Origin of the sequence: Thermovibrio ammonificans HB-1 (assembly GCF_000185805.1) — a bacterium.
GTDB classification, from domain to species: Bacteria; Aquificota; Aquificia; order Desulfurobacteriales; family Desulfurobacteriaceae; genus Thermovibrio; species Thermovibrio ammonificans.
The window spans coordinates 1,424,308-1,450,170 of the sequence record NC_014926.1 but is presented as its reverse complement, the minus strand read 5'-3'; the positions used below and the strand labels follow the sequence as shown (position 1 = coordinate 1,450,170).

The following is a 25,863-nucleotide window of genomic DNA, read 5'->3' as shown; positions in this document are numbered from 1 at the left end:
AGAGACAGCTGACTTATAAGGATGCCGGTGTTGATATAGAGGCCGGAGAGACTCTGGTTGAGAGGATAAAGCCCTTTGCCAAGAGGACTTTTGACTCCAACGTTCTTGCCGGTATAGGTGGCTTTGGAGCCGGATACTTGATGCCTAAGGGCTACAGGGAGCCCGTTTTGGTCTCGGGAACCGACGGTGTGGGAACCAAGTTAAAAGTTGCTCAGATGGCCAACGTTCACGATACGGTGGGAATAGACCTCGTTGCCATGTGCGTTAACGATATCCTCACAGTGGGGGCCAAACCCCTTTTCTTCCTCGATTACTTTGCCACCGGGAAGCTCTCTGTAGATGTTGCAGCAGACGTTGTTAAAGGGATTGCAAAGGGGTGTGAGATTGCCGGCTGTGCCCTTATAGGCGGGGAAACGGCCGAAATGCCCGACTTTTACCCCGAAGGGGAGTACGACCTTGCCGGCTTTGTGGTGGGAGTTGTTGAGAGGGAGGATTACGTTACCGGAGAGAGTATATCTCCCGGCGATGTGGTTTTGGGCCTTGCCTCTTCGGGAATCCACAGTAACGGCTACTCTCTGGTGAGGAAGCTCTTTTTTGAGGTTCTCGGTTTGAAGGTTGATGACTACGTTGAGGAGCTTCACTCCAAAGTTTACGAAGCCCTTTTAGAGCCTACCAGGATTTACGTTAAGTCCGTTTTGAAGCTCCTTGAAGAGGTTCCCGTTAAGGGGATGGCCCACATAACCGGAGGGGGTATTCCGGGTAACCTTGTCAGGGTTCTCCCTGAGGGGGTAGATGCCGTAATCGAGAAGGGGAGTTGGCCCTTTCTACCTATCTTTAAGTTTATCCAAGAAAAAGGTAACGTTCCGGAAGAGGAAATGTTTAAAACCTTCAACATGGGGATAGGTTACGTTGTTATCGTCTCTCCCCAGCACGCCGACAGGGCACGGCAGCTACTTTCGGAAATGGGCGAGAAGGTCTTCAGGATAGGAGAGATTGTAGAGGGAAGGGGGCGAGTGGTTTTGAAATGAGGGTTGCCGTTTTAGCCTCCGGAAGGGGCTCAAACTTTGAGGCCATTGCCCGGGCCATTCTTGAAGGGAAGATTAACGCCGAGTTTGCCCTTCTCATTGTGAACAGGCGAACTGCCGAGGCGGTTCAAAGAGCCGAGAAGCTCGGCGTTAACTGGATTTACGTTGACCCCTTCTCCTTCCCCAGCCGGGAAGACTACGACAGACGCCTTGTGGAAATTCTAAAGAGAGTAGGGGCAGACCTTATCTGCCTTGCAGGTTACAACCTACTTGTTTCGGGCCTTTTCGTAGACGCCTTCCCCGACAGAGTTCTCAACATTCACCCTTCCCTCCTCCCCTCCTTCCCGGGGCTGAAGCCCCACTGGCAGGCGGTAACTTACGGGGTGAAAATTTCGGGGGTTACCGTTCACCTTGTCGATAAGGGGGTAGATACCGGCCCCGTAGTGGCTCAGTGTGCCGTTCCCGTGTCGCCCGAGGATACGCCTGAATCGCTGGCGGATAAGGTGTTGCCTTGGGAGCACAGGCTTTACCCTCAGGTTGTTAAGTGGTTTGCCGACGGCAGGGTGAAGAGAGAGGGGAGGAAGGTGGTTGTTGAGGGGGCAGACTACAACTCCCTTCCGGCCGTTCCGGCACTGGAGGATTTCTGATGGAGCTTCTGCAGGCCGGCAGACTCAAGCTTCTCTTCCACGAAGACCCAACGGTAGAGCTACTTGCAGCTGCCCTCTTTACACCTGCCGGAGCTTCTGTTGAGCCGGTAGAGGGAATCACCCTGCTTGCCCTTCGCTCGGCCTTTAAAAGGAGCTCGAAGCGCTCTCTCGTTGAGTTTGCTACCTTACAGGACCCTATGGGGAGTGCCTTCGTTCCCGAAGTCTCCTTAGACTACTCTGCACTTCGGTTTCAGCTGGTTTCAGAGTACACCCTGCCCTACTTCGAGCTCTTCGTTGAGACTGCTTTGAACCCTTGTTTTGAGCAAGAGAGCTTCGCCGTTGAGAAGGAAGCCCTAATCGCCTCAATACGCTCAAAAAGCGAGAGCTCCTTTACGCTTGCGTACGAGGAGCTTATGAGGCTCACCTACAGGGAGACCCCTTACGGCCGTATGCCCTACGGAACGGTAGAGAGTGTATCCTCGGTAACGGCCGACGGAGCCCGCGACTACTACTTCTCTACCTTCTTCCCCGAGGGTAGCGTCCTTGCCCTTTCGGGTAAGGCTAAAGAGCTCGACAGGGTCGCCGCCCTGCTTGAGCAGCTCCCCTCGGCGTCGGTTTCCAGGCCGGTTTTTGAGGCTCCCATAAAAGAGCCCGTTGTAGAAGTTGTTAACCGGGCCGGTTCCGCTCAAACCTTTGTCATGATTGCGTTTGAAGCTCCGCCTGTTAACCATCCCCTCTACCCGGTTTACAAGCTCCTCAACACCGTAATAGGTGAGGGGATAGGCTCCCTGCTCTTTCAGGAACTCAGGGAGAAGAGGGGCTATGCCTACTCTACGGGCTCCCTCTACCCGAGCAGGCTCTCAACTGCCCGGCTTCTCCTCTACGTGGGAACTTCCCCCGAGAAGGAGGGGAAGCTTGAAAGGGACCTGGGTAACCTGCTGAGGAGCCTGCCCGACCTCATAACCGAAGAGCACCTTGAGAGGGCCGTGCGCTACTTTGAGGGAACCTACCTCCTCGACCACGAGAGCCGCTCCCGCAGGGCTTGGTATTTGGGTTTTTGGGAGGCTCTCGGACTCGGCGCCGACTACGATGAAAAGTTCCTTGACCTTGTTAAATCTGTTACCCTTCAACAGCTCCGGGAGGCTGCTTATACCCTTTCAACCTCCCCATACCACCAGGTAACGGTGAGGGAAAGGTGAAGAGGTTGATTGTTAGTGCGTGCCTCGTGGGCTTCGACTGCAAGTACAACGGGGGGAACAACAGGCTCGAAGCTGTTGTTGAGGCCTTTAAAAGGGGCCTTGTTGTCCCGGTGTGCCCGGAACAGCTCGGAGGACTTCCCACTCCCCGCCCTCCTGCAAAGATATGGGGAGGTTGCGGCTCCGACGTTCTGGCCGGCAAGGCCAGAGTCATCACGGTTGACGGCCGTTTCAAAGACGTGACCGACAACTTCCTGAGGGGAGCCTACCAGACCCTTTACGCCGCAGAGCTGCTGGGCTCCGGGGTTGCGGCTTGTATTCTGAAGGAGAAGAGCCCCTCCTGCGGAGTGAGGAAAATTTACAACTTTGATGACGATACTCTCAGAGAGGGAATGGGGGTAACGGCGGCCCTCCTTTCCTCAAAAGGATTTAAAATTCTATCCTCAGAAGAGACCGAAGAGATAGAAAAACTGATAAAGGAGCTTCAATGAGCAGACTGCCGAAACTGAGAATTAAAAACCTTGAGCCCAAGTACCCCATAATTCAGGGAGGTATGGGAGCAAAGGTCTCCCTCCACAAACTCGCCGCTGCCGTTGCCAACGCCGGCGGTATCGGCGTTATCTCTGCCGTTCTGCTCCACGAGAAAGACCGCTCGAAGCCCATGAAAACCACCTGTAAGGGTATAGACGTTGAGAGCGTTGGCCTGAAGCCCTACCACTACGCTCACGAACTTGCCCGCGAAATCAAGAAGGCCAAGGAGCTTGCTCCCAACGGTATAATAGGCGTTAACATCATGTACGCCCTTACCCACTTCTACGAACTGCTGATGACGGCTATAGACGCAGGCGCCGACCTCATCATTCAGGGGGCGGGTTTCGGTAAGGACGTGTTTAAAATCTGTAACACCTTCGACGTTCCCCTTGTAGAAATAGTCGCCACACCGAAGGGGGCCAAGCTCTCTCAGAGGCTCGGTGCTGCTGCCGTTATCGTAGAGAGCGGAGAGGCCGGTGGGCATCTGGGCACCCTCGATAGCCTGTGGGATATCCTCCCCTCGATAGTTGAGGCGGTTGACATTCCCGTTATAGCCGCAGGAGGCATCTTCGACGGTAAGGACATGGCAAGGGCCTTTAAGATGGGGGCCAAAGGGGTTCAGATAGCCACCCGCTTCATAGCCACCTACGAGTGCGATGCCCACCAGAACTTTAAAGACTACATAATACAGGCAAAGCCCGAGGATTCCATATACATAAAGAGCCCGGTGGGTATGCCGGCTCACGCCGTGAGAAACCCGTTTACAGAGCGGCTCGAGAGGGAGGGGAAGATTCCCCACAAGTGTCCCTTTAACTGTCTGAAAACCTGTTCCGGAGAGGATTCTATATACTGTATAGCCGATGTTCTCCTGAAATCGGTCTCCGGGAACGTTGAAGAAGGACTGGTTTTCTCCGGCAGTAACGTAGGTAGGGTAAACAGAATGTACTCGGTTGAGGAGCTCATAGAGGAGCTCGTTACCGAGTGTGAGAGAGAGCTTGAAAGGCGGAACCTAAACTTCGGGGAGGAATAATGAAAAAGGCCGTTTTTGCTGCCCTTTTTACAGCTGCAGTGTTAGCCGGGTGTGCTCCTCAGCAGGGAGCAAAGACCGACTTCAACCAGCTTGAGGCTCAGATACAGGCCCTTAAGGCTCAGGTTGAAGGAAACCAGAGGAGGCTCTCCTCTGTAGAGGAGAGGGTTTCGAAGCTCGAGGATAAAACCGCTTCGAACGAACAGCAGATATTCGACCTCAAGAAGGAGTGTGAGAACGTAAAGCAGACCTTGTCTCAGATATCTGTCTCCTCGGCCCCCTCTGCTCCGGTGGGAGGCTCCTCTTCCAAACAGACTGTTGTTCAGTTCGGCGCCAAAGACCTTTACAGACAGGCCTTCGACGCAATGGAGGCCGGTAACTTCGATAAGGCCCAGCAGCTCTTTGAGCAGCTCGTTCAGCAGTACCCCGACAGCGACCTTGCCGATAACGCTCTCTACTGGATTGGGGAAATCTACTACTCCCACAACGACTACCAGACCGCTGCCAACTACTTCCAGCAGGTTATAGACAAGTACCCCAACGGCAACAAGGTGCCGGCTGCCATGCTGAAGCTCGCCCTCTGTTACAGGGGAATGGGTAATACCCAGAAGGCTAAGGAGATTCTGAAGGAGGTTATAGATAAGTATCCCGGAACTCCCGAGGCGAGCATAGCTAAAGTAAAATTAATGGAACTGGAGCAGTAGATGGAGATAGATGAGAAGGCGATTAAAGGATTGGCCTGCAGGGCTCTTGAGCTCTGGATAAACCTTGAGGCGACCAAGTGCAGGCCCGACAGCAACTACCAAACCGTTATCGAAGTTTTGAAACAGCGGTTCCATACGGAGAATCTGAACCCGCTTCTACTCATTCTCGGGCTTCTTGAGATGGCCATTATAGAGGATGCCCTCCGGAACAAGAGGTACCTCTCCGAAGAGGAGAGGGAGAGGATTATCTCCGATGTAGTAGAATCACTTGCGTCGAAGTTTCCCGAAGTGGTTAAAGAGCTTGAAAAGCTGGTAGACGACCTGGAAAATAAGTTAAAAGAGTTTAAAGCTTATGCGAGCAAGTACGGTAAGACCCCAGATACAGAAGCGGGAGGAGAGTAGATGTCAAGGAAAGTGAAACTTGCAATAGTCGGTGTCGGGAACTGCGCCAGCTCCTTGGTTCAGGGTATCTACTACTACCAGGGTAAGAGCCAGGAGGAGATAGACGGCCTTATGCACTTTGATATAGGCGGCTACAAGCCCTGGGATATAGAGGTGGTTGCCGCTTTCGACATCGACGCAAGGAAGGTGGGAAAGGACGTCAGTAAGGCCATTTTTGAGAAGCCCAACTGTACCACCGTTTTCTGCCCCGACGTTCCCGAGATGGGCGTTGAAGTTCAGATGGGGCCGGTGATGGACGGCTTTGCCGAGCATATGCTCGACTACCCGGAAGACCAGCGTTTCGTTCCCGCCGATAAGGAACCCGTAGACGTTGTTAAGGTTTTAAAGGAGAGCGGAGCGGAGGTTGTCGTTAACTACCTTCCGGTAGGCTCTGAGGAGGCTACCCGCTTTTACGCCCAGTGTGCCCTTGAGGCGGGCTGCGCTTTTGTGAACTGCATCCCCGTGTTTATAGCTTCCGACTCCGAGTGGGCGGAGAAGTTTAAAAGCGCAGGCCTTCCCATAGTAGGAGACGACATAAAGTCTCAGGTGGGGGCAACAATAACCCACAGGGTTCTTGCAACGCTGATGGCCGATAGGGGTGTGCCCATAGACAGGACCTATCAGCTCAACTTCGGGGGTAATACCGACTTCCTCAATATGCTTGAGAGGAAGAGGCTTAAAACCAAGAAGGTTTCCAAAACCGAGGCCGTTCGCTCACTAATTCCCCACCCCATCCCCGACGATAACATCCACATCGGGCCCAGCGACTACGTTCCGTGGCTGAAGGATAACAAGATTGCCTACATAAGGCTTGAGGGTAGGCTTTTCGGCGATGTTCCCATGTACATAGAGCTGAAGCTCTCGGTTGAAGACTCCCCCAACAGTGCGGGTTCGGCCATAGACGCCATAAGGTGTGCCAAACTGGCCATGGACAGGGGTATAGCCGGACCTCTCTACTCCATTTCCGCTTACACCATGAAGCACCCGCCGGTTCAGTACCCCGACTGGAAGGCCAAGGAGCTTGTTGAGAAGTTTATCGCCGGTGAGGTTGAAAGGTAGATAAACGGGGAGACCCTCTCCCCGTTTCACTTAAACTAAGATTCCGCCGGAGCTTCTTGTAACTTTAACCGGCCTGTTCTCTTCGTCTACGAGAACCACGGTGGGTTGGAACTTCCTCGCCTCTTCGTCTGAGAGCTCACAGTAGCTCACTATTATTACTATGTCTCCCTTTTGAACTTTCCTCGCCGCGGCTCCGTTCAGGCACACTTCGCCGCTTCCGGGCTCTCCGGGAATTACGTACGTGGAAAAGCGCTCACCGTTTGTAACGTTGTAGATGTCCACCTTCTCGTAGGGGAGTATGTCTGCCAGCTTGAGGAGTTCGGAGTCTATGGTTATGGAGCCTTCGTAGTTAAGGTCGGCGCCGGTTACGGTTGCCCTGTGGATTTTGGATTTAAACATTATCCTCTTCATCTTCTGACCCCGCTGGATTTTTCCACGGTTAAATATAGTTTTCATTTGAGAGCTAACAAACAGTGAAACGGAGGGAGAGATGGTTAGATACCCGGCAGTTGCAGGACAGTTCTACCCGGGGACGGCTCAGGAATTGAAGCTCTACCTGAGCTCTTTCTGTAGGCGCGACGTTCCCAAAATCAAGGCGAAGGCCGTTATAGTTCCCCACGCAGGCTATATCTACTCCGGTGCCGTTGCGGGAGCAACCTACAGCAGGGTTGTTATCCCCGAGGTTAACGTGATTATGGGTCCGAACCACACAGGTTTGGGAAGGCCTGCTTCCGTTTACCCGGAAGGTGTTTGGGTAACCCCCCTCGGAGAGGTTCCCGTAAACGGAGAAATAGCCTCCGAGCTTACTTCTCGCTACCCTTACGAGGCGGACCCTTCCGCCCATATATACGAACACTCCCTTGAGGTTCAGGTGCCGTTTCTCCAGTTCTGTTCGGGGTTTAACGAGGAACTTTCCATAGTTCCCGTTGTGTTCCAGCACCTCCCCTACAGAGACTGTGTTGCGGCCGGAGAGGCCCTCGCCCAGGTATTGGCAGACAGAGAAGACGCCCTTATGGTTATAAGCACCGACTTCTCCCACTACGTCTCTCAAGAGGAGGCCAAGAGGCTCGACTCCCTTGCCATAGATGCTATCCTCGACCTCAACCCCGAGGAGCTCTACAGGAGGGTTCACGCTTACAACATAACCATGTGCGGCGTTATTCCGGCTACTGTTGGGCTCGTTGCTGCAAAGCTCCTCGGCGCTCAAGGGGCGGAGCTTGTAGACTACAGAACTTCCGGTGACGTTACCGGCGACTACGACCAGGTGGTAGGCTACGCCGGAATAATCATATATTGACTATGATAGAATTAGCTGAAAATTCTCAGCCAGGGGTCTTTAAGTGAGGGAGGAGCGTTTAGCGGAGATTTTTAAGGCCTTGGGCCACCCTACACGGGTGAAGATTGTTGAGTACCTTGCAGACGGAGAGAAGTGCGTTAAGGATATATGGCAGGAGATTGGAGTTCCGCAACCTACGGTGTCTCAGCATATAAACATACTGAAGAATGCCGGGATTATATCCTTCAGGAAGGACGGCGTGAAAACCTGTTACCGGGTAGAGATGCCCGTAGTTATAGAAATACTTAAACTACTGGAGAAGGAGGTAGGTAATGGCGCAGGAGATTAAAACCGTTGAGGAGTTTGAAAGGGAAGTTCTTCAGTCCGATATTCCGGTTCTCGTAGACTTCTGGGCTCCGTGGTGCGGTCCGTGTAGGATGCTTGCTCCTACAATCGATGAACTTGCCCAGGAGTACGCCGGCAAGGTTAAAGTTGTTAAGGTGAACACCGACGAGCTCCCCATGGTTGCAATGCAGTACGGCATTAGGGGTATTCCCACTGTTATCCTCTTTGTAAACGGAGAGGTTGCCGACGTTAAGGTGGGCCTTCAGCCTAAGGCAGTTTTCGAGAACATGATTGAAAGGGTTCTCGGGGAGTAAGTATGGAAATCTACGACGTTCTTATAGCCGGAGCCGGGCCTGCTGGCCTTGCTGCCGGCATTTACGCCGGCCGTTCCCAGCTGAATACCCTCATTCTCGACCAGATGATGCCGGGCGGCCAGCTGCTCATAACGGAACAGATAGAGAACTATCCCGGTTTCTACGAAGGGATTACAGGTTTTGAGCTTTCCGAGAAGATGAGACAGCATGCAGAGAAGTTCGGGGCGAAAATTCAAAGCGGCGCTCCGGTTACTTCTGTCGATTTCGACGGGGAGCTCTTTACCGTTAAGAGCGATGCAGGTGAGTTTAAGGGGAAAACCCTTATCTGGGCAGCTGGCTCTACTCCCCGTAAGCTGGGTGTTCCGGGAGAGGTTGAGTTCCTCGGAAGGGGCGTTTCCTACTGTGCCGTTTGTGACGGAGCTTTTTTTAAAGACAGAACCGTAGCCGTTGTAGGCGGCGGCGACTCTGCCCTTGAGGAGGCCCTTTACCTTACGAAGTTTGCCAACAAGGTTTACCTTATCCACCGTAGGGATAAGTTCAGGGCCGTTAAGATTATCCAGGACAGGGTTGCAAAGAACGATAAGATTGAGCCTATTATGAATAAGGTTGTTGTTTCGATTAACGGGAAGGACTTCGTTGAATCCCTGACCCTGAGGGATACCGTTACTGGTCAGGAGAGCGAGCTTCCCGTCGACGGCGTGTTCATCTTTATCGGCAACGAACCCAACGTTGCTCCCGTTGCCCACCTTGTTGAAACCACCGAGCAGGGTTTTATAATCACCGATGAGGAGATGAAGACTAAAACCCCCGGCCTTTTTGCCGCGGGAGATGTTAGGCACAAACCTTTGAAGCAGGTGGTCACGGCTACAGCAGACGGAGCCGTTGCCGCCATGTCTGCAACAAAATACCTTGAGGAGAAGGAAGGATAATGATGAGAAAGCTTCTAACCGCCGCAGTTCTCACTTCCCTCTTCCTTGCAGGGTGCCAAAAGGAGGCTCCCAGCAGTCACTCTACGGTAAAGGAGGAGACAAAGCCCACCCAAAGCTCTGCTGCCGAGTACCCGAAAGCCTACAACTTCACCTTTACCGACGTGAACGGCCACAAGCATCACCTTTCCGACTTTAAGGGGAAGGTTGTCATAGTTCAGTTCTTCGGGACTTACTGCCCTCCCTGCAGGATGGAGATGCCCGTTCTTAACAAGATTTACAAAGAATACAACGGAAAGGTTGTGGTTATAGGCCTGTCTGTTGACTACTCCGGAAGGCCCCCTCAGGAACTTAAGCCTTTTGTTGAGAAGATGAAGCTCTCTTACCTTGTGGGACCGGCGCCCGAGAAGGCTTGGGTTAATTACGCCGGAAAGATTACGGGCCTTGATTCTATCCCCCAAACCTACTTCATAAACAAGAAGGGAGAGATAGTTTACTACGAAGTCGGCTTCGCTCCCTCTTACGAGGAGCTCTTCCAGAAGGCGGTTGAGAAACTGCTGAAAGAGGACGACGGCAACCAGTCGGGCCATGAAGGTTAAAAAGGTTCAGCTTTACAAAACGGTTTACACCCCAGACGAGCTTCCCCAAACTCCCTACAACGAAGTGGCCTTTGTGGGCCGCTCGAACGTGGGGAAGTCCTCCCTGCTGAACGCGGTGGCCAACAACTTCAAGCTGGCCAAGGTGAGCTCTCAGCCGGGGAAGACCCGTTCCATCAACTTCTACCTTGTTAACGATAGGTTCTTCCTCGTTGACCTGCCCGGCTACGGCTTTGCAAAGGTTCCCCTGAAGGAGCAGCAGCGCTGGAGGGAGCTCATAGAGAGTTACCTTAAAGGGCGCGATAGGCTCAAGGGGGTTTTCCTCCTGGTGGATTCCAAAGTCGGGCCCACCGAGAAGGACCTTCAGATGAAGGAGTGGCTCGACTTTTTCGGCATACCCTATACGGTTGTTGCCACGAAAGTGGACAGGCTCAAGGCCTCCCAGAGGAGGAACCTTGAAGAGCGGATAAAGAAGGCCCTCGGAGGCGGTGATTTCAAGGTCATTCCCTTCTCTGCAAAAACCAGAGAGGGAAGGGAGGTCCTCCTCAGAGAGATTTTCAACTACATAGAGTCTTAAGATGCTTGCAGAGCTTCGCCTCTCAGAGTTCGGCTCTATAACCGGTGAGCTCGACTTTCACCCCGGTTTTAACGTTCTTGTAGGCGAAACGGGAACGGGAAAGTCCCTCCTCCTCAGCTCTATACTCTTCTTGAAGGGCGAGAAGGTAGGGGTTGTTTCGGAGGGGAGCTTCGTAGAAGCCGTGTTTACCGACTCTGAGGAAGAGACCACCCTCCGAAGGGAGGTAAAGAGGGGCCGTTCCCGCTACTTCTTCAACGGAATGCGGGTTCCGGCCTCTAAAGTTAAGGAGTTCCTTGAGCCTAAGGTCGTTTTTCAGTCTCAGCGGCTCGCGGTTGAGCTCTTGAAACCCTCCTACCAGCTTAAAGTCCTCGATACGGTTTCGGATTCCCTCGCCCTCCTCGAGGAGTACCAGAGGCTCTACAGGGATTACCGGGAGAAGCTCTCCCGACTCGAGGCGGCCCAAAAGGAGCTTCAGGCCAGGGAGAGGGAGCTCGACCTCCTCAAGTTCCAAGTTCAGGAGCTCGAAGAGGCCCTGCCCCTCCTTGAGCAGGAGGAGGAGCTCCTTAACCTTAAAATCTCCGTCTCAAAGGCCCAGGAGCTCAAGGAGCTCAGAGAAGAGGCCCTATACCGCCTCTATACGGCCGAGAACTCGGCCTTTGAACAGATAGGCTCCGTTCTCTCAAAGTTCGAATCTATAGGTCTCTTCCCCGAGATTGCAGAGAGGCTCTCTAATATCTACTACGAGCTTGAGTCTGTTATCTCCCAGATAGAGAGGGAGCTTGAACCCCCCGACACAGACTTCACCCTCGATGAAATAGAGGAGCGGCTCTACCAGATAGAGCGGCTGAAGAGGAAGTACGGCAACACCTTGCAGGATATAAAGAGCTTTTTGGAAACTGCCAAAGAGAGACTTGCCCGCCTTGAGAACCTCGACTTCGAAATCGAGGAGCTCCAGAGCAGCCTCGAGGCGGTTAAGGGGGAGCTTAAGGAGGCTGCCTTAAAGCTCTCCGAGGCGAGGAAGAAGGGGGCCCGGGAGCTTGAGAGAAAAGTTCTAAAGGCCTTCAAGGAGCTCGGCCTTGAGGAGGCAACCTTCTCGGTGGAGCTTACTCCGGAGGAAGAGTTCCAACCCTACGGGAGGGAAAAGGTTACCTTCCTCTTCTCCGGTAACCCGAAGCTTCCGCCCGCCCCCCTTTCGGTCTCCATTTCCGGCGGGGAGCTCTCCCGACTCCTGCTTATACTCCTCTCCATCACTTCTCTGCCGGGTGCCACCGTTGTCTTCGACGAGATAGATGCCGGTATGTCGGGTAAAATCCTGAGGAAAGTTGCCGAAAAGTTAAAAGAGATAGCCTCGAAACAGCAGGTTGTTGCCGTCAGTCACTCGCCGCAGGTTGTGGCCGCGGCCGACAGAGTTTTCAAGCTGGAAAAGCTCAAGGGCGGCCGGGTTTCGGTTCGTGAGCTGACGGGTCGGGAAATAGAGGAAGAGCTTGCCGTTATGATATCCGGTAAGCTGACTTCCGGAGCACTTCAGGCGGCAAGAGACCTTATAAAACACTGGGAGGAGAGATGGGACACGGTGGACACTCCGCAGAGTCAACCGTAGGCGGCCTCATAGAGGCGTTTCACCTGCACCTTTCAAAGGCCGAGCTTGCAGAGCTCTCGGTTCTGCTCTTTATCCTCACCTACGCGATGATTCTCCTTGAAAAGTTCTTTCACAGGACCATAGCGGCCCTAATCGGAGCCTCCCTCGTTTTAGTAATCGGCGTTATTACGCCGGAGAAGGCCTGGGAGGCGATAGACCAGAACACCATACTCCTGCTCTTTGGAATGATGAACATAGTTACCGTTATGGGTAAAAGTGGCTTCTTCAACTTGGTTGCCGCAAAGGCAGTTCAGATAACAAAAGGCTCACCTACGAGGGTGCTCTGGGTCTTCTCGCTGCTTACCGCCCTCTTTTCCGCTTTCCTCGATAACGTTACAACGGTTCTCTTCATGGCTCCGGTTATGATTAACATAGCCGAGAAGCTGAAGCTCAACCCTATACCCTACCTGATAGCCATAGTCCTTGCCTCCAACACCGGAGGAACCGCAACCCTTATCGGTGACCCACCCAACATCATCATCGGCAGTATAGCCGGCAAAACCTTCAACGACTTCCTGAAAGAGGTTGCACCTTACGCGATACTCGCCTTTATCCTCGGCCTTATAGTTATGCACCTTATGATGGCGAAGGGAGGGTTCCTCAAGGCTCAGGCAACGGCTGAAGAGCTTGAGGAGATACTCTCGGGTAAGGTGGATGAGTCCCTCCTCGACAGGAAGCTCATGAAAAAGTCCGTAGGGGTCTTCCTCGTTACCATACTCCTCTTCATAGTCGGTCACCAGATAGGGCTTGAGCCCGGAGTTGTTGCCCTTTTCATGGCAACGGTGCTTGCCCTCATCAGCGGCCTCTCTCCGGCCTGGATACTGGAGAAGGTGGAGTGGACAACCCTCATCTTCTTCATGGGACTCTTCATGGTTGTGGGAGCCCTTGAGGTTAACGGCGTTTTCGAAGTTGCCGCCAAGTGGCTCATAGAGGCCATCGGTAACAACATCCACGAGGGTATAATCCTTGTAGGCTTTGTATCTGCAGTTATCTCCGGTTTCGTGGATAACATTCCCTTTACGATGTCTATGGCCTACGTCCTTAAAGGTATGGAGATGCAGATGGGCTCCGTTATGGACCCCCTCTGGTGGGCTCTCTCCTTGGGGGCCTGTTTGGGCGGAAACCTCACCCTTATAGGGGCGTCGGCCAACATAGTTACCGCCGACATAGCCGAGCGTAACGGCTACAAGATTAACTTCTTTACGTTTATGAAGTACGGAACCCCCGTTGCTGCCGTAACGGTTATAACTGCTATACTTCTCTTCTACGTAGAACACGCGGTGTTCGGGGGGCTGTAAGTGAAGTGGCTTGAGAGGGTGTTCGAAGGGTTCCTTTGGCGAACCCGTTGGATGGTGATTCTGGCGGTTATATTCTCGCTCTTTGCCGCCTTCGGGCTTTTTATTGTTGCCTCTTACGAGATTGTTCTTCCGGTTTACCACCTCTTCCACAGCGGGTTCCACCTGGGTGCCCACGAGCACGAGGAGCTTGTGGGCGCCATAGTGGGCGCCATAGACCTCTACCTCATTGCCACTGTTCTCATCATCTTCTCCTTGGGTCTTTACGAGCTCTTCATCAGTAAAATCGACGAGGCCGAGAGCGACGAGCACTCCAAGCTTCTTGCAATTCACAACCTCGACGACCTGAAGGAGAAGCTTGCAAAAGTAGTTTTAATGGTTCTAATCGTAACGTTTTTCAAGTACGCGATTCACATCAAGTACGAAACGCCCCTGCAGACCCTCTACCTTGCTGCGGGAGTGTTGATGCTTGCTCTTGCCCTCTACTTCAGCCATAAAAAACACTAAGGCGGCTTGAATGGCAAAGGAAGAGAAGCACCACAAAACCGAGCGGATAACGGGGGCTCAGAAGGCTGCGATACTCATCCTCACCCTGCCGGAAGACGTTGCGGTTGAGGTTATAAAACGGTTAAAAGAGCACGAGCTCAACAAGATAGCCAAAACGATTCTCACCCTCGGGGCCATAAAGAAGGATATGGTGAAGCTGGTTTTGAAGGAGGCCTACGAGGAGCTGGCCGAGATTGCTCCCTTAAGGACGGCGCCCGAGGAGCTTCGCCGCCTGCTTGAAAAGGCTCTACCCCCCGATAAGCTCCAGGAGCTTCTTGAAGAGACGATGATGAGCGAGGCCGGCAAGGTCGTTTTTGAGGAGCTCCAGAAGATGGACCCCAAGTTCATAGCGAAGCTCATAGAGAAGGAGCACCCCCAGATAATAGCCATAATCCTCTCCCAGCTCCCTCCGATGAAGGCAGCCGAAGTTATCCAGTACCTCCCGAAGCGTTTGGGCGTTACCAACGTTCAGGAAGAGGTTATAAAGAGGCTCGCCCAGCTTGAGAAGATTTCGATGAAGACCCTCAAAATCGTTACCGAGGCTCTGGAAGACGAGCTTGCCAGCATAGGTGCCGGTAAGGAGAAGACCCTAAGCGGTATAGATATAGCTGCCGAAATTGTTAACAACTTGCCGAAAGAGGTTGCAAACGAGCTCCTCGAGGAGATTCGCAAGGAGAACCCCTCCCTTGCGGATGCCATTGAAGAGCGGATGTTCAAGTTTGAAGACATCATCAAGCTCGACAATAGGGCGATTATTGAAATCCTCAAGGCCGTTGACAAGAACGACCTCCTCCTTGCCCTCAAAGGGGCTCCTCAGGAGATACTGGACAAGTTCCTCTCCAACATGTCTAAGAGGGCCGCTCAGATGTTCCTTGAAGACCTTGAGGCCCTTGGTCCCGTTAAGAAATCCGAGGTTGAAAAGGCCCGCAAGAAGGTCATTGCTATAATTAAAAAGCTTGCAGAAGAAGGGAAAATAGAGCTTGGTGGGGCGGAAGAGCTCGTCTAACCGGTAAAAGGGAGGCTTAGTGTCTGAGGAGTTCCTCTCTCAGGAAGAGATAGACGCCCTCCTCGGAGGAGGGGAGGAGAAGGAGGAGAGTAAGCCCGAAGTAGTCCCCTTTGACTTCTCCCAGGTAGAGCACATAAAGAAGGGCGGTGTTCCCGGCCTTGAGCTCCTGATTGAACGGTGGGTCAAGATTTACCGAGAGGACGTGAGGCGGCTCGTTCCGCAGGTCGGGATGGTCTCTAAGGAGTCGGTTTACATAACCCGGTTCAACAACTTCCTTGCGAAGATTCCCATGCCCGCCAGCTACACCATAGTCTCCATGAAGCCCTTTAAGGAGAACTTCCTGTTTGTTTTGGACTCCAGGCTGGTTTTCGTTGTTATAAGCGTTATGTTCGGCGGGCCGGCAAAGCCCTTCAAAATTGAGGGGCGGGAGTTTACGAAGCTCGAGATGAGGATTATTCAGGATATCGTCAAGATAGCCCTTGAGGACTTTGAGCAGGTTTGGAAGGAGGTTTACCCCATAACCGTTGAAATGAAGAGTATCGAGCTGAACCCGGCCCTTGCCCGCATAGTTTCCGGTAACGAGAAGGTTATAGTTGTTGAGTGTTCTATGGATATAGAAGGGTATGAAGCTCCCTTCTTTTTCTGCTTCCCCTACGGCATGTTTATGCCGATAAAGGACCTTATCTTCTCCGAATCCCTCTTTGCCGAGAAGGACCCGGTGTGGATTAGGCACCTGGGTGAGAAGTTGCTGAAGACAAACCTCAGGGTTTGGCTCGAGCTTACGAGGAAGAAGTTCTCGGTAAAGGAGGTTTTAAGCTGGAAGGAGGGGGATAAGCTGCAGCTTGACGTCTCTAAGGGGGACTTACTTAAATTATACGTAGAGGAGAGCCCGAAGTTTTATGCTAAACTTGGAAAAGTTAAGGACAGATACGCCGCTTTAGTTTACGACTTTATCAACGGAGAAGGGGATGGCGGAAGAGGAGAAGAATCAGGAGGAGCTGGCCAAGGAGTGGGAGGAGGCTCTCAAAGCTCAGCAGGAGGAAGCAGCAGAGAGCGCTCCTGAGGACGAAGAGGGAGCTTCCGACTCTTCGGGAGAGTCTCAGGAGGACCTTGCCGCTGCTTGGGCCGCTGCCCTTGAAGCTCAGCAGGGGGGCTCCGAGCCCCAGCCGGAAGGCGAGTCAACCTCCGGTGTGAATAGTGAGTCAGAAGTTGAAAAGTGTGACCAGAAGTTTGAGCTGCTGAAAGATATCCCCTTGGAAATCAGCGTTGAGGTGGGCTCTACGAAGCTCCCCTTAGAGGAGATTATAAAGCTCCACGCAAACAGCGTTGTTGAGCTCGACAGGTTTATAGATGAGCCCGTTGATATAAAGATAAACGGGAAGCTCGTTGCGAAGGGGAAGCTCTACACCGTTAAGGACTCTTACGGAGTAGAGATTATCCAGATAATAACCCCCGAAGAGCGCTTTAAACTCCTTGAGGAGTAGGTTATGGCTGTAGATACCCAAACCATCTACCTGCTCGCTGCGGGAGGTGAGAGGGCCCTCGAACAGCTTGACACAACCACGAACAACCTTGCCAACGTGAACACTCCCGGCTTTAAGCGGATAATAGAAGAGGAGATGTCTCAGCACGTTCCCCCCAACGGCTCAGACGCCTACAACATGCTCATATTCCCCCGGTTTAAGTCTACCCAGGTTGTTCTCTCTGAAGGCCCCCTGAGGAAGACTGATTCACCGTTTGACCTTGCCCTGAAGGGAAGGGGCTTCTTTGCGGTCAAAACTCCCAACGGTGAGCTCTACACGAGAAACGGCCACTTTACCCTTAACGCAAACGGGGTTCTTGTAGATGCGAACGGCAACCCGGTTCTTGATATCTCCGGTAAGGAGATAGCGCTCTCGGGTAACGGTAAAGTCACTGTTACCCCCGACGGTCTGGTTTTCGAAGGTGATAGGCAGGTGGGCGTTTTGAAAATCGTGGATTTTGCGAAAGTGAAGCCCGTAGGTAACTCCTACTACCAAGGAGTGGGCGCCCCCACCGCCACAGATGCCGAGGTCCTTCAGGGGTTTCTTGAAGGCTCAAACGTTAACCCCGTTAAGGAGATGGTGAACCTTATCGAGGCTCAGCGCCGGTTTGAGATTTACGGTAACCTGACCAGGGCTTTGGCCCAGGTGGACCTGAGGACCAACGAGATAGGAAAAGTTTAAAGGAGGTGGCCATGTTAAGGGCCCTTTGGACTTCCGCTTCCGGAATGGAGGCGCAACAGACCAACCTCGATGTGATTTCCAACAACATAGCTAACGTTAACACCGTTGGCTTTAAGCGTTCCCGTGCCAACTTTGAGGACCTGATGTACCAGGATATCAGGGACCCGGGCGTGATGAGTTCCGAGGAGAACAGGGTTCCCACCGGCATCCAGATAGGCTTGGGGGTGAAGCTTTCAGACGTCAGTAAGATATTCACCCAGGGCTCTCTGATAAAGACCGATAAGCCCCTCGACGTGGCCATTCAGGGGCCGGGCTTTTTCAAGATTGAGCTTCCCGGCGGCGGTGAGGCCTACACCAGGGCCGGAGACTTCCAGCTGGATAACGAGGGCTACATCGTTACGCCGGAAGGGTACAGGCTCTCTCCCAACATTCAGATAAGCGCCCCCGAGACCGTTGTTAACATCTCCATCTCTCCAAACGGAAAGGTTTACGTTGTTAGGAACACCGGCGGTCAGCAGGTTACCGAAGAGGCCGGCACCATTAAGCTCTACCGTTTCATTAACCCTGCAGGTTTAAAGGCCATAGGCGGGAACCTCTTCGTTCAGACCGAGGCCTCCGGCGAGCCGATAGAGGGAGACCCGAACACCGACGGCTTTGGAAAGCTGACTCAAGGTTTTCTCGAGGCCTCCAACGTGAACATTGTGGAGGAGATGGTAAACCTCATAGTAGCCCAGAGGGCCTACGAGATTAACTCTAAAGGAATAATAGCCGCCGATGAGATGCTCCGGACTGTGGCAAGCCTTAAAACTTAGCCTGCTCCTGCTGGTTTTTCTTCTGATACCCGCTCTTTCACGGGGAGCCGAAGTTATTCTTAAGGGGGAGGTAACCGCCGGAGGGGCTCCCCTTTACCTTTCTCAGCTTGCAACGGTTGTGGGCTCGCCAGAGGAGGTGAAGCTCCTTAAACAGATACCGATTCTAAACCACCTTCCCCTCTGCTCCGAGAGGACCATCTCAAAGAGAGAGATAGCCTCTAAGATAGCCCTTTACCTTGAGAGGAACGGGCTTACAGTGGGCGATATCGAGGTAAAGGGCCCCAATCGGGTTGTTGTAAAAACTCCCTGCTCTAAGGTGGGGGGAGATAGCCTCTCCGAGCTCATAAGGAGCTACATAAAGGAGAACTACCCCGACTTTACGGTTCTTTACGTTCCCAGAATAACCGTTCAGGTTCCCTACTCCCACTACGACCAAGAGCTTCGCCTCGTTTCCATAGGCAACGGCTACGCCCGCTTTATATACCAAGTTCTCGTTAACGGTAAGGTTGTAAAGAAGGTCTGGATACCGGTCAGGATAGACAGGCTGGAAAAGGTTGTTGTTGCGGCGGTTCTCATACCCAAGGGAACGAAAATAACTCCCACAATGGTGAAGCTCGCCAGCGTTCCGTCGAGGAAGGCTTACAACGCCTTCCACTCGGTTAAGGAGGTTGTGGGCTCCATAGCCAGAACGGATATCCTCAGCGGCAAGATTATAAGGCCAACGATGCTTAAGCCCAACTTCCTCGTTAAGAGGAACATGCCGGTTAAAGTGGTTTACAACAGCGGGCCCATTCACATAGAGCTCCTGGGCGTGGCTTTAGACAACGGCGTTAAGGGGCATATAATAAGAGTTAAAAACATCTCAACTGGAAAGGTTCTAAGATGCAGGGTCGTTGGGGAAGGCTTGGTGGAGTTCTTGTCGGAATAGTGATTCTAAGTTTAGTAGGCTCCTGCGGCTCAGACCGTAACAAGGGGAGTCTTGTTGCCTTTCCCGCCGCTCCGCCTCCGGAGATTCCCCAGCCCAAGCCTTCTCCCGGTTCTCTCTTCACCGGCTATAGTAACCTCTTTTCCGACCCTAAGGCCCACAAGGTCGGAGACGTTGTTACCATCACCGTTTACGAAAACCTTTCGGGGAGCGGCTCGGTTCAAAACGACACTTCCAAGAAGAGCTCTTACAACTTGAGCGTCTCGAAGCCGATTCTCTTCGGAAGGCCCTTCCCGGGAAGGAGTAAAGACCCCCTTGTAGGGTTCTCTACTGCCCCATCCAAGAGTTTTGCAGGTAAGGGCTCAACCTCAAGGAGCGCCAAGCTGATAGCAACAATCAGTGCCCGTGTGGTTAAGGTTTACCCCAACGGCGACCTCTACATAGTGGGCAAGAAGGTGGTTAAGATAAACGACGACGAGGAGGTTTTGAGGATTTCGGGGATAGTCCGTCCGGAGGATATAGGGCCCGATAACACTGTTCCCTCCTCGAAAATCGCCGACATGTACGTTGAGTACAACGGAAAGGGCTACTTCAACCAGGAGAGCAGGCCCGGCTGGCTTGCGAGATTCCTTGCGAAAATCTGGCCGTTTTAAGAGGGTGCTGTGTTGATTAGACTCCTTACGGTTCTCTTTTTTCTGCTCCTTTCTGCGGGCGCTCAAGGCGCCCTTGTGAAGATATCTACACTTGTAAACGTGGAGGGTGTGCGCCCCAACTACCTTACAGGTTACGGTATCGTTGTGGGCTTAAACGGCAGCGGAGACGGAACGACCAGCGTTTTTACCCTTCAGAGCATTGCCAACATGCTCAGGAAGATGGGGATATACGTAGACCCGAAGGCCGTTAAAACCAAGAACGCCGCTGCGGTTATAGTTACGGCCAAGCTCCCTCCCTTTGCCAAGCCGGGTATGACTTTCGACGTTGAGGTGGCCTCCCTCGGTGACGCAAAGAGTATCGCAAACGGCGTGCTCATCAGGACGCCGCTGCTCGGCCCCGACGGCAAAGTTTACGCCTTTGCGCAGGGGCCCGTTTCAACCGGTGGAGGTTTTAGTGAGTCAAATAAAGGCGGTAAGGTTCAGAAGAACTTCCCGACCGCCGGTATTATCCCTAACGGCGGAATAGTGGAAAGGCCGCTTCCCTTTGAGCTCTCCCAGATGAAGCAGCTGGTTCTGACTTTGAACCAGCCCAACTTTACCCTGGCCTCGGAGATTGCCCAGGTGATAAACGAGCATTTCGGGAAACCCCTTGCAAGGGCTGTAGATTCTGCAACCGTTAAGGTTGACTACCCTGCAGGTGTGAACAAGGTGAAGTTTATTTCGGAAGTTTTAAACCTTGAGGTGAACACGGTTCCCGAGCCCACCATAGTCATCTACGAGAAAACCGGCACGGTTATAATGAGCGGCGACATAAAGATAGACCCTCCGGTCTACGTTTCCCACGGCAACATCTACGTTTCCGTTACAAAGACTCCGGTTATCTCTCAGCCACCGCCCCTTTCCGGCGGGAAAACCGTTGTAACGCAACAGGTGAAAACTACGGTTAAAGAGGAAAACGGCAGGATATTCGGTATAAACTCCCCCTCCTTGAGGGACCTTGTAAAGGCGTTGAACCAGTTGGGGGTTTCCCCGAGAGACCTTATTGCGATTCTTCAGGCGATGAAGGCGGCGGGGAAGCTTCACGCAAAGATTGTGATTATGTAGGAGGGACGGTGGTAGGGAAGGCGGAGCTTGCCAAGGTTTACTGGGACCTCTCCCAGCTTGAGGAAGAGAGGAAGCTGAAGAACGTGGTGAAGGAGTTTGAGGTTTACTTTATAAGGGAGTTTTTAAAGGAAGCCCAGCGCTCCATGCCGAAGGGGCTCTTTAACACCTCTTTCACCTACGGCATCTACTCCGACCTTTTCGTTTCGGAGATAGCCGAGGTTTTAAGCCAGCGAGATATAGGGCTTGAGCGCTACTTCTCCGAAGCCGTAAAGGCCTACACAAAACAGGGTGGGGAGTAGATGAGGGAAGGGGTAGCGCTCTACTACGAGAAGGTCTATAAGTACTCCGACGCCGTTTTCGTTGCCCTCATACTGGCGATTCTCGCCAGTATGATACTTCCCATTCCCTCTTTTCTGCTTGACATACTCCTCACCTTCAGCATCGCCTTCTCGCTGGTTATTCTCATGACAACCGTTTACGTGAAGAAACCCCTTGAGCTCTCTTCTTTCCCGTCCCTTCTGCTCCTTGCAACCCTTTTCAGGCTCTCTCTGAACGTTGCAACTACAAGGCGGATTCTCCTCCACGGCAACGAAGGCCCCGACGCCGCAGGTGAGGTTATTAAGGCTTTCGGCCAGTTTGTTGTCGGCGGTAACTACATAGTGGGCATCATAGTTTTTGCCATTCTCGTTGTTATCAACTACATCGTTATAACCAAGGGAACCGAGAGGATTTCGGAAGTTGCGGCCCGCTTCGTTCTGGACGCCATGCCCGGTAAGCAGATGAGTATAGACGCCGACCTTAACGCCGGCCTTATAGATGAGGAGGAGGCCAAGAGGCGTCGTCAGGAGATAGCGAGGGAGGCGGACTTCTACGGGGCTATGGACGGTGCCTCAAAGTTTATAAGGGGCGACGCCGTTGCCGGGATAATAATCACGCTGATTAACATTATCGGCGGCTTCCTGATAGGCGTTTTCCAGCACCACATGAGCTTTTCCGATGCCGCAAAGACTTTTACGATTCTGACCGTTGGCGACGGACTCGTTTCCCAGATACCCTCCCTCATAACCTCTACCGCTGCTGGCCTTATGGTTACTCGTGCGGCCGCCGAAACCGACCTGGGCCACGAGATATTCAAACAGCTCACCAAATACCATAAACCCCTTTTTATGGCTGCACTTGCCCTTGCGGTTATCGGGATAGTGCCCGGAATGCCCACGCTGCCCTTCGGGCTGTTGGCGGCCCTTGTGGCTTCGGTTGCCTACATGGTTTATAAGTACGAGCAGGCCAAGGAGCTTGAGGAAGCTCAGGAGAGGGCCAAGGAGCTCCTCAAGGAGAGCAAGGAGGAGGAGTCTCCCGATGAAATCGTTGTTCAGCCCGAGCCTATAACTCTCGAGATAGGTTACTCCCTCATCCCTTACGTTGACGAGAGTCAGGGAGGGGAGGTTGTTAAGAAGATTAAGAACCTGAGGAAGCAGCTTGCCAAGGAGCTCGGGATTATCATACCGCTGGTTCACCTGCGGGATAACCTTGAGCTTAAGCCGAACGAGTACAGGATTCTCCTGCGGGATGTGGAGGTTGCAAGGGGAGAGGTTGAGCCCGGTAAGTTCCTGGCTATAGACACCGGAGGGGTTAAGGGACCCCTTAAGGGTAAGCCTACCAAGGAGCCGGCTTTCGGCCTTCCTGCCTTCTGGATAGATGAGAGCGAGAAGGATAGGGCAAGACTGCTGGGCTACACGGTTGTTGACGTTCCTACTGTAATTGTGACTCACCTGTCGGAGGTTATTAAGAAGCACGCCCACGAGGTTGTCAGCCGGGCAGACGTTAAGAAGCTCGTTGATAACCTCGCCAAGCTCTACCCGATTGTTAAGGAGATTGTGCCCGACCAGGTCTCCTACGGCCTTCTTACAAAGGTTATTCAGAACCTCCTCAGGGAGGGAATCCCGGTTAAAGACCTGCTTACGATAATAGAGAGCCTTTCTGAGAACGTTGAGAGGACCAAGGACCCCGACGTCCTCACCGAGTTTGTTCGTCAGGCTCTCTCGAGGCTCATAACGAACCTCTACGCCAGGGGCGGGGTGCTGACTGCCATATCCCTCTCGCCGAAGGCGGAGGAGTTTATACTGAGTAAGGTTAAGGAGAACGGCGGGGTTCTGCCGCCCCTTGACCCGGTTTTCGTTCAGAACTTGATTAAGAAAATCGGCTCTCAGCTGGGGCACTTTGTATCTCAGCAGCTTACGCCGGTTCTACTTACTTCCCCTGCCGTAAGGCCCTACGTGAGGAGGTTGGTTGAGCCTTACCTTCCCAGCCTTGCGGTTCTCTCTTACGCCGAGGTGGAGCCGGGCGTTCAAGTTAACCTAATCGGAGTGGTGGACGGAGAATGAGTGTAAAGGTTTACGAAGGTGAAGACCTTGAAAGCCTTATAGAGAAGGCTAAGGAGGAGCTCGGGGAGATAGATATCCTCTACTACGAGGTTGAGAAGAGGGGAGGGCTATTGCCCTTCTTCAGGAAGAGGCGTTACAGGCTCTTTGTTACTCCGAAGGAGGAGGAGTGTCGGCAGCCTTCGGTTCAGCAGGAGCAGGTAACCAAAGAGCTTGAAGAGCTCAGGAGACTGGTTGAGAGTTTGAAGGAGAGTGTTTCTAAGGCAGCTTCCAGTGCTCCTCCTCCACCGCCGCCTCCCCGTGGGGATGGGGGGAGTTCGGTTGTTTTTGAGGAGCTTCTCGTTGAGTTTACGGGCGATGCCCTTGAGCTCGTTAAGAAGCTCCTGGAGAAGGGGGTTGAGCCGGAGGTTGCCAAGGCGATAGTGGAGAAGTCGTGCGGGCTCGATATAGAGACCGAGAAGATGGATTTGAATACGGCCACCTTTCGGGAGGCTGTGTTTTCCGGGGTAAAGGAGCTTATCTCCTTTACCGGAGGGTTCAAAGTTGAGCCCCAGAGCGGTGAGCCGAAGCTCATCGCCTTTTTGGGGCCTACCGGCGTCGGGAAGACCACCAACCTCTTTAAGGTTGCCAGTAAGTTCGTGATAGAGCAGGACCTTAAAGTGGGTGTTATTACAACCGATACTTTTAAAGTAGGGGCGGTTCAACAGGCGAGGGTTTACGCTTCTATTCTCAACGTTCCCTTTTTCGTGGCAACCGACCAGAAGAAGTTTAAGGAGATTCTCGCAAGCGTAGAGAACCTTGACGTGGTTCTTATAGATACTGTGGGGCGGAGCCACTACGACTACTGGCGGCTCGGCGAGATTAAGGCCATTCTCTCGGGGGCCTCTCTGCCGATAGAGTACACGCTCTTAATTTCGTGTAACTACGATACTAAAGAGGCCCTTGAGGTTGTTAAGCGTTACAGGGGGTTTTTCCCGGTTTCGTCCCTATTCTTTACCAAGGTGGACGAGAGTTCAAGGCCGGGAGTGATGGTTAACGTTCCTTACTACACCGAGCTCCCCTTGGCCTACTTGAGTACCGGACAGCGGGTTCCGGAGGATATAAAGCTCCTTACTCCCGAGGTTGTTACAGACTATCTGGTGGGTTCGTAGAATGGAAGGTCAGGCTGAAAGCCTTGTAAAGCTCGTTAAACAGAGGGAGAAAGAGTCGGCCTGCAAGGTTCTGTCCTTTGTGAGCGGTAAGGGGGGAGTGGGTAAGACCGCCGTTGCAACCTCCCTTGCCTATATACTCGCCACCGACTTTAAGAAGCGGGTTCTCCTGCTCGATGCCGATGTGGGCCTGGGTAACGTTCACCTGCTTTTGGGGCTCTCTCTTGAGAAGAACCTTAAAGCGGTTCTTAAGGGGGCACCGATAGAGCAGGTGATTCAGAAGGCTAAGGGTTTCGATGTGGTTTTGGGTTTTTCGGGGATAGACTCTGTTGAGGAACTCGACTCCTACGAGGCGTCGAACCTTCTGATACAGCTTGAGAGGCTGCTTGGCCGTTACGATTACGTTCTTATAGACAACTCTGCCGGGATAAACAGGTATACGGTAGGTTTCTCCAGGTGGGCTTCTGCAACCTACGTTGTGACAACTCCGGAGCCCACGGCCCTTACCGATGCCTACGCTTTCATAAAGAGCGTTTATAAGCTCTACGGCTACGCCAGCTTTAAGGTTGTTGTGAACATGGTTAGGAGTAAGAGGGAAGGCTTTGATACCTTTGAGAGGCTCAACGCTTCGGCCGTTAAGTTTTTGGGCATACCTTTGAAGTTTGCAGGTGTGGTTCCCTACTCTGAGCGGTTTTCAAGGAGCCTTGCCAGGGGGAAGCTCTTGGTTGAGGAGTTCCCTTCGGACCCGTTCTCTCAGGAGCTCCGGAAAGTTGCCCAGCTTGAGGTGGGGGAGTTAATCCCCACTGAAAGGAGAGAGGGACTGCTGCGCAGGCTCCTTAACTTCATATTTGAAGGGGTGTAGATGTACACAAAGACGCGGAAAGAGCTCGTTCTTGAGCACCTTCCCCTCGTTAAGAAGGTTGCGAACCGTATCTACAGGCGCATTCCGGAGGGAGCGGTTGAGTTTGAAGAGCTTGTAAATACCGGCGTTATAGGCCTGATAAAGGCGATAGAGCGTTACGACGAGAACAGGGCCAAGTTCTCAACCTACGCCTACATAAAGATAAGGGGAGAGATACTGGACTACCTGCGGAAGCTCGACTTTCTGCCCCGTAGCGTTAGGGAAAAGGTAAAAAACGGCGACCTCGACGACCTTAAGGAGGGAGTGGCTTCATTTATCTCTATAGAGGAAAAGCTCTTTGCCGACTCCGACAGGTTCACCGTTAAAGACACCCTTGCCTCCCCCGATGATGGTCCCGAGGAGCGTATGCTCCTTGAGGATGCCAAGGAAAAACTTACAGAGGCCATAAAGAAGCTGAGCGAAAAGGAGCAGCTCGTTCTGCAGCTTATCTTCGTAGAGGAGCTCGACCTTAAGTCTATAGGCGAGATACTGGGAATTTCTGTCTCCCGGGTCTCCCAGATAAAGAGCAGTGCCCTTAAGAAGTTGAGGAAATTCCTTGAGGATTCACTATAATAATTGAATAGTGAA

The 25,863-nt window shown here is 52.8% G+C and carries 31 protein-coding genes; 30 read left to right on the top strand and 1 reads right to left on the bottom strand.

Annotated elements, in window-relative coordinates; translation table 11 throughout:
- Window positions 1-8 precede the first annotated feature (8 nt).
- The 8 genes from purM to THEAM_RS07465 are packed head-to-tail and all read left to right on the top strand — an operon-like array spanning window position 9 to window position 6,630.
- Entirely contained in the window at window positions 9-1,028 is a 1,020-nt protein-coding gene (gene purM / locus THEAM_RS07500) for a phosphoribosylformylglycinamidine cyclo-ligase (protein ID WP_157629679.1), read from the top strand.
- Entirely contained in the window at window positions 1,025-1,672 is a 648-nt protein-coding gene (gene purN / locus THEAM_RS07495; protein ID WP_013538232.1) for a phosphoribosylglycinamide formyltransferase, read from the top strand. The genes purM and purN overlap by 4 nt, the downstream gene beginning before the upstream one ends.
- A complete protein-coding gene (locus tag THEAM_RS07490; RefSeq protein WP_013538231.1) occupies window positions 1,672-2,871 on the top strand; it encodes a M16 family metallopeptidase in 1,200 nt (399 codons plus the stop codon). Before purN ends, THEAM_RS07490 begins: the two co-directional genes overlap by 1 nt.
- Complete coding sequence (locus THEAM_RS07485; protein ID WP_013538230.1) at window positions 2,868-3,359, top strand: 2-thiouracil desulfurase family protein; 492 nt, start codon at window positions 2,868-2,870, stop codon at window positions 3,357-3,359. Before THEAM_RS07490 ends, THEAM_RS07485 begins: the two co-directional genes overlap by 4 nt.
- A complete protein-coding gene (locus tag THEAM_RS07480; protein WP_013538229.1) occupies window positions 3,356-4,429 on the top strand; it encodes an NAD(P)H-dependent flavin oxidoreductase in 1,074 nt (357 codons plus the stop codon). The genes THEAM_RS07485 and THEAM_RS07480 overlap by 4 nt, the downstream gene beginning before the upstream one ends.
- Window positions 4,429-5,130 (top strand): tol-pal system protein YbgF, encoded by a 702-nt coding sequence (gene ybgF / locus THEAM_RS07475; protein WP_013538228.1) that lies wholly within the window; start codon window positions 4,429-4,431, stop codon window positions 5,128-5,130. The genes THEAM_RS07480 and ybgF overlap by 1 nt, the downstream gene beginning before the upstream one ends.
- Window positions 5,131-5,532: a hypothetical protein gene (locus THEAM_RS07470; RefSeq protein WP_013538227.1), complete on the top strand. Its 402-nt coding sequence runs from the start codon at window positions 5,131-5,133 to the stop codon at window positions 5,530-5,532.
- Window positions 5,533-6,630 (top strand): inositol-3-phosphate synthase, encoded by a 1,098-nt coding sequence (locus THEAM_RS07465; RefSeq protein ID WP_013538226.1) that lies wholly within the window; start codon window positions 5,533-5,535, stop codon window positions 6,628-6,630. It begins immediately after the preceding gene.
- A 30-nt stretch (window positions 6,631-6,660) separates the two neighbouring features.
- Here the strand turns inward: THEAM_RS07465 and panD are convergent, their stop codons facing one another.
- On the bottom strand, window positions 6,661-7,041 hold the full coding sequence (gene panD, locus THEAM_RS07460; protein WP_041439545.1) for an aspartate 1-decarboxylase: 381 nt from the start codon (window positions 7,039-7,041) through the stop codon (window positions 6,661-6,663).
- Between the two features lie 79 nt (window positions 7,042-7,120).
- On the opposite strand from panD, the gene amrB reads away from it, so the two are divergent.
- Genes amrB through THEAM_RS07350 form a run of 22 tightly spaced genes read left to right on the top strand, consistent with a single transcriptional unit; the run spans window position 7,121 to window position 25,848 of the window.
- On the top strand, window positions 7,121-7,927 hold the full coding sequence (amrB, locus tag THEAM_RS07455) for an AmmeMemoRadiSam system protein B (protein ID WP_013538224.1): 807 nt from the start codon (window positions 7,121-7,123) through the stop codon (window positions 7,925-7,927).
- Between the two features lie 43 nt (window positions 7,928-7,970).
- Window positions 7,971-8,255, top strand: coding sequence for an ArsR/SmtB family transcription factor (locus tag THEAM_RS07450; RefSeq protein WP_013538223.1), 285 nt, complete (start codon window positions 7,971-7,973; stop codon window positions 8,253-8,255).
- A complete protein-coding gene (trxA, locus tag THEAM_RS07445; RefSeq protein ID WP_013538222.1) occupies window positions 8,239-8,565 on the top strand; it encodes a thioredoxin in 327 nt (108 codons plus the stop codon). Before THEAM_RS07450 ends, trxA begins: the two co-directional genes overlap by 17 nt.
- A gap of 2 nt (window positions 8,566-8,567) precedes the next feature.
- Window positions 8,568-9,494: a thioredoxin-disulfide reductase gene (trxB, locus tag THEAM_RS07440; RefSeq protein ID WP_013538221.1), complete on the top strand. Its 927-nt coding sequence runs from the start codon at window positions 8,568-8,570 to the stop codon at window positions 9,492-9,494.
- A complete protein-coding gene (locus THEAM_RS07435) occupies window positions 9,494-10,090 on the top strand; it encodes a TlpA family protein disulfide reductase (RefSeq protein WP_013538220.1) in 597 nt (198 codons plus the stop codon). Before trxB ends, THEAM_RS07435 begins: the two co-directional genes overlap by 1 nt.
- Window positions 10,080-10,664, top strand: coding sequence for a ribosome biogenesis GTP-binding protein YihA/YsxC (yihA, locus tag THEAM_RS07430; RefSeq protein WP_013538219.1), 585 nt, complete (start codon window positions 10,080-10,082; stop codon window positions 10,662-10,664). Before THEAM_RS07435 ends, yihA begins: the two co-directional genes overlap by 11 nt.
- A gap of 1 nt (window position 10,665) precedes the next feature.
- Entirely contained in the window at window positions 10,666-12,264 is a 1,599-nt protein-coding gene (locus tag THEAM_RS07425) for an AAA family ATPase (protein WP_013538218.1), read from the top strand.
- Window positions 12,228-13,601, top strand: a complete 1,374-nt coding sequence (locus THEAM_RS07420) for an ArsB/NhaD family transporter (protein ID WP_013538217.1) — start codon at window positions 12,228-12,230, stop codon at window positions 13,599-13,601. The genes THEAM_RS07425 and THEAM_RS07420 overlap by 37 nt, the downstream gene beginning before the upstream one ends.
- The gene (locus THEAM_RS07415; protein WP_013538216.1) at window positions 13,602-14,105 is read left to right on the top strand and encodes a YqhA family protein; all 504 of its coding nucleotides are present in this window, start codon (window positions 13,602-13,604) and stop codon (window positions 14,103-14,105) included.
- 10 nt (window positions 14,106-14,115) lie between these two features.
- Window positions 14,116-15,150: a flagellar motor switch protein FliG gene (gene fliG / locus THEAM_RS07410; protein WP_013538215.1), complete on the top strand. Its 1,035-nt coding sequence runs from the start codon at window positions 14,116-14,118 to the stop codon at window positions 15,148-15,150.
- Window positions 15,151-15,169: 19 nt separating this feature from the next.
- Window positions 15,170-16,213 carry a flagellar motor switch protein FliM gene (fliM, locus tag THEAM_RS07405; protein ID WP_013538214.1) on the top strand — a complete coding sequence of 348 codons (1,044 nt, stop codon included), beginning with the start codon at window positions 15,170-15,172 and terminating at the stop codon, window positions 16,211-16,213.
- Entirely contained in the window at window positions 16,119-16,634 is a 516-nt protein-coding gene (gene fliN / locus THEAM_RS07400) for a flagellar motor switch protein FliN (protein ID WP_041439540.1), read from the top strand. Before fliM ends, fliN begins: the two co-directional genes overlap by 95 nt.
- 3 nt (window positions 16,635-16,637) lie before the next feature.
- Window positions 16,638-17,354: a flagellar basal-body rod protein FlgF gene (flgF, locus tag THEAM_RS07395; protein WP_013538213.1), complete on the top strand. Its 717-nt coding sequence runs from the start codon at window positions 16,638-16,640 to the stop codon at window positions 17,352-17,354.
- Window positions 17,355-17,365: 11 nt separating this feature from the next.
- On the top strand, window positions 17,366-18,166 hold the full coding sequence (flgG, locus tag THEAM_RS07390; protein ID WP_013538212.1) for a flagellar basal-body rod protein FlgG: 801 nt from the start codon (window positions 17,366-17,368) through the stop codon (window positions 18,164-18,166).
- A complete protein-coding gene (flgA, locus tag THEAM_RS09475; protein WP_013538211.1) occupies window positions 18,129-19,094 on the top strand; it encodes a flagellar basal body P-ring formation chaperone FlgA in 966 nt (321 codons plus the stop codon). Before flgG ends, flgA begins: the two co-directional genes overlap by 38 nt.
- Window positions 19,049-19,744: a flagellar basal body L-ring protein FlgH gene (locus THEAM_RS07380; protein ID WP_013538210.1), complete on the top strand. Its 696-nt coding sequence runs from the start codon at window positions 19,049-19,051 to the stop codon at window positions 19,742-19,744. Before flgA ends, THEAM_RS07380 begins: the two co-directional genes overlap by 46 nt.
- Before the next feature lie 12 nt (window positions 19,745-19,756).
- Window positions 19,757-20,848, top strand: coding sequence for a flagellar basal body P-ring protein FlgI (locus THEAM_RS07375; RefSeq protein ID WP_013538209.1), 1,092 nt, complete (start codon window positions 19,757-19,759; stop codon window positions 20,846-20,848).
- A gap of 8 nt (window positions 20,849-20,856) precedes the next feature.
- Complete coding sequence (locus THEAM_RS07370; protein ID WP_013538208.1) at window positions 20,857-21,147, top strand: hypothetical protein; 291 nt, start codon at window positions 20,857-20,859, stop codon at window positions 21,145-21,147.
- Window positions 21,148-23,229, top strand: a complete 2,082-nt coding sequence (gene flhA, locus THEAM_RS07365; RefSeq protein WP_013538207.1) for a flagellar biosynthesis protein FlhA — start codon at window positions 21,148-21,150, stop codon at window positions 23,227-23,229. It begins immediately after the preceding gene.
- Window positions 23,226-24,377, top strand: coding sequence for a flagellar biosynthesis protein FlhF (locus THEAM_RS07360; protein WP_013538206.1), 1,152 nt, complete (start codon window positions 23,226-23,228; stop codon window positions 24,375-24,377). Before flhA ends, THEAM_RS07360 begins: the two co-directional genes overlap by 4 nt.
- A gap of 1 nt (window position 24,378) precedes the next feature.
- Window positions 24,379-25,236 carry a nucleotide-binding protein gene (locus THEAM_RS07355; protein WP_013538205.1) on the top strand — a complete coding sequence of 286 codons (858 nt, stop codon included), beginning with the start codon at window positions 24,379-24,381 and terminating at the stop codon, window positions 25,234-25,236.
- On the top strand, window positions 25,237-25,848 hold the full coding sequence (locus THEAM_RS07350; RefSeq protein ID WP_013538204.1) for a sigma-70 family RNA polymerase sigma factor: 612 nt from the start codon (window positions 25,237-25,239) through the stop codon (window positions 25,846-25,848). It abuts the gene before it with no gap.
- Window positions 25,849-25,863 lie beyond the last annotated feature (15 nt).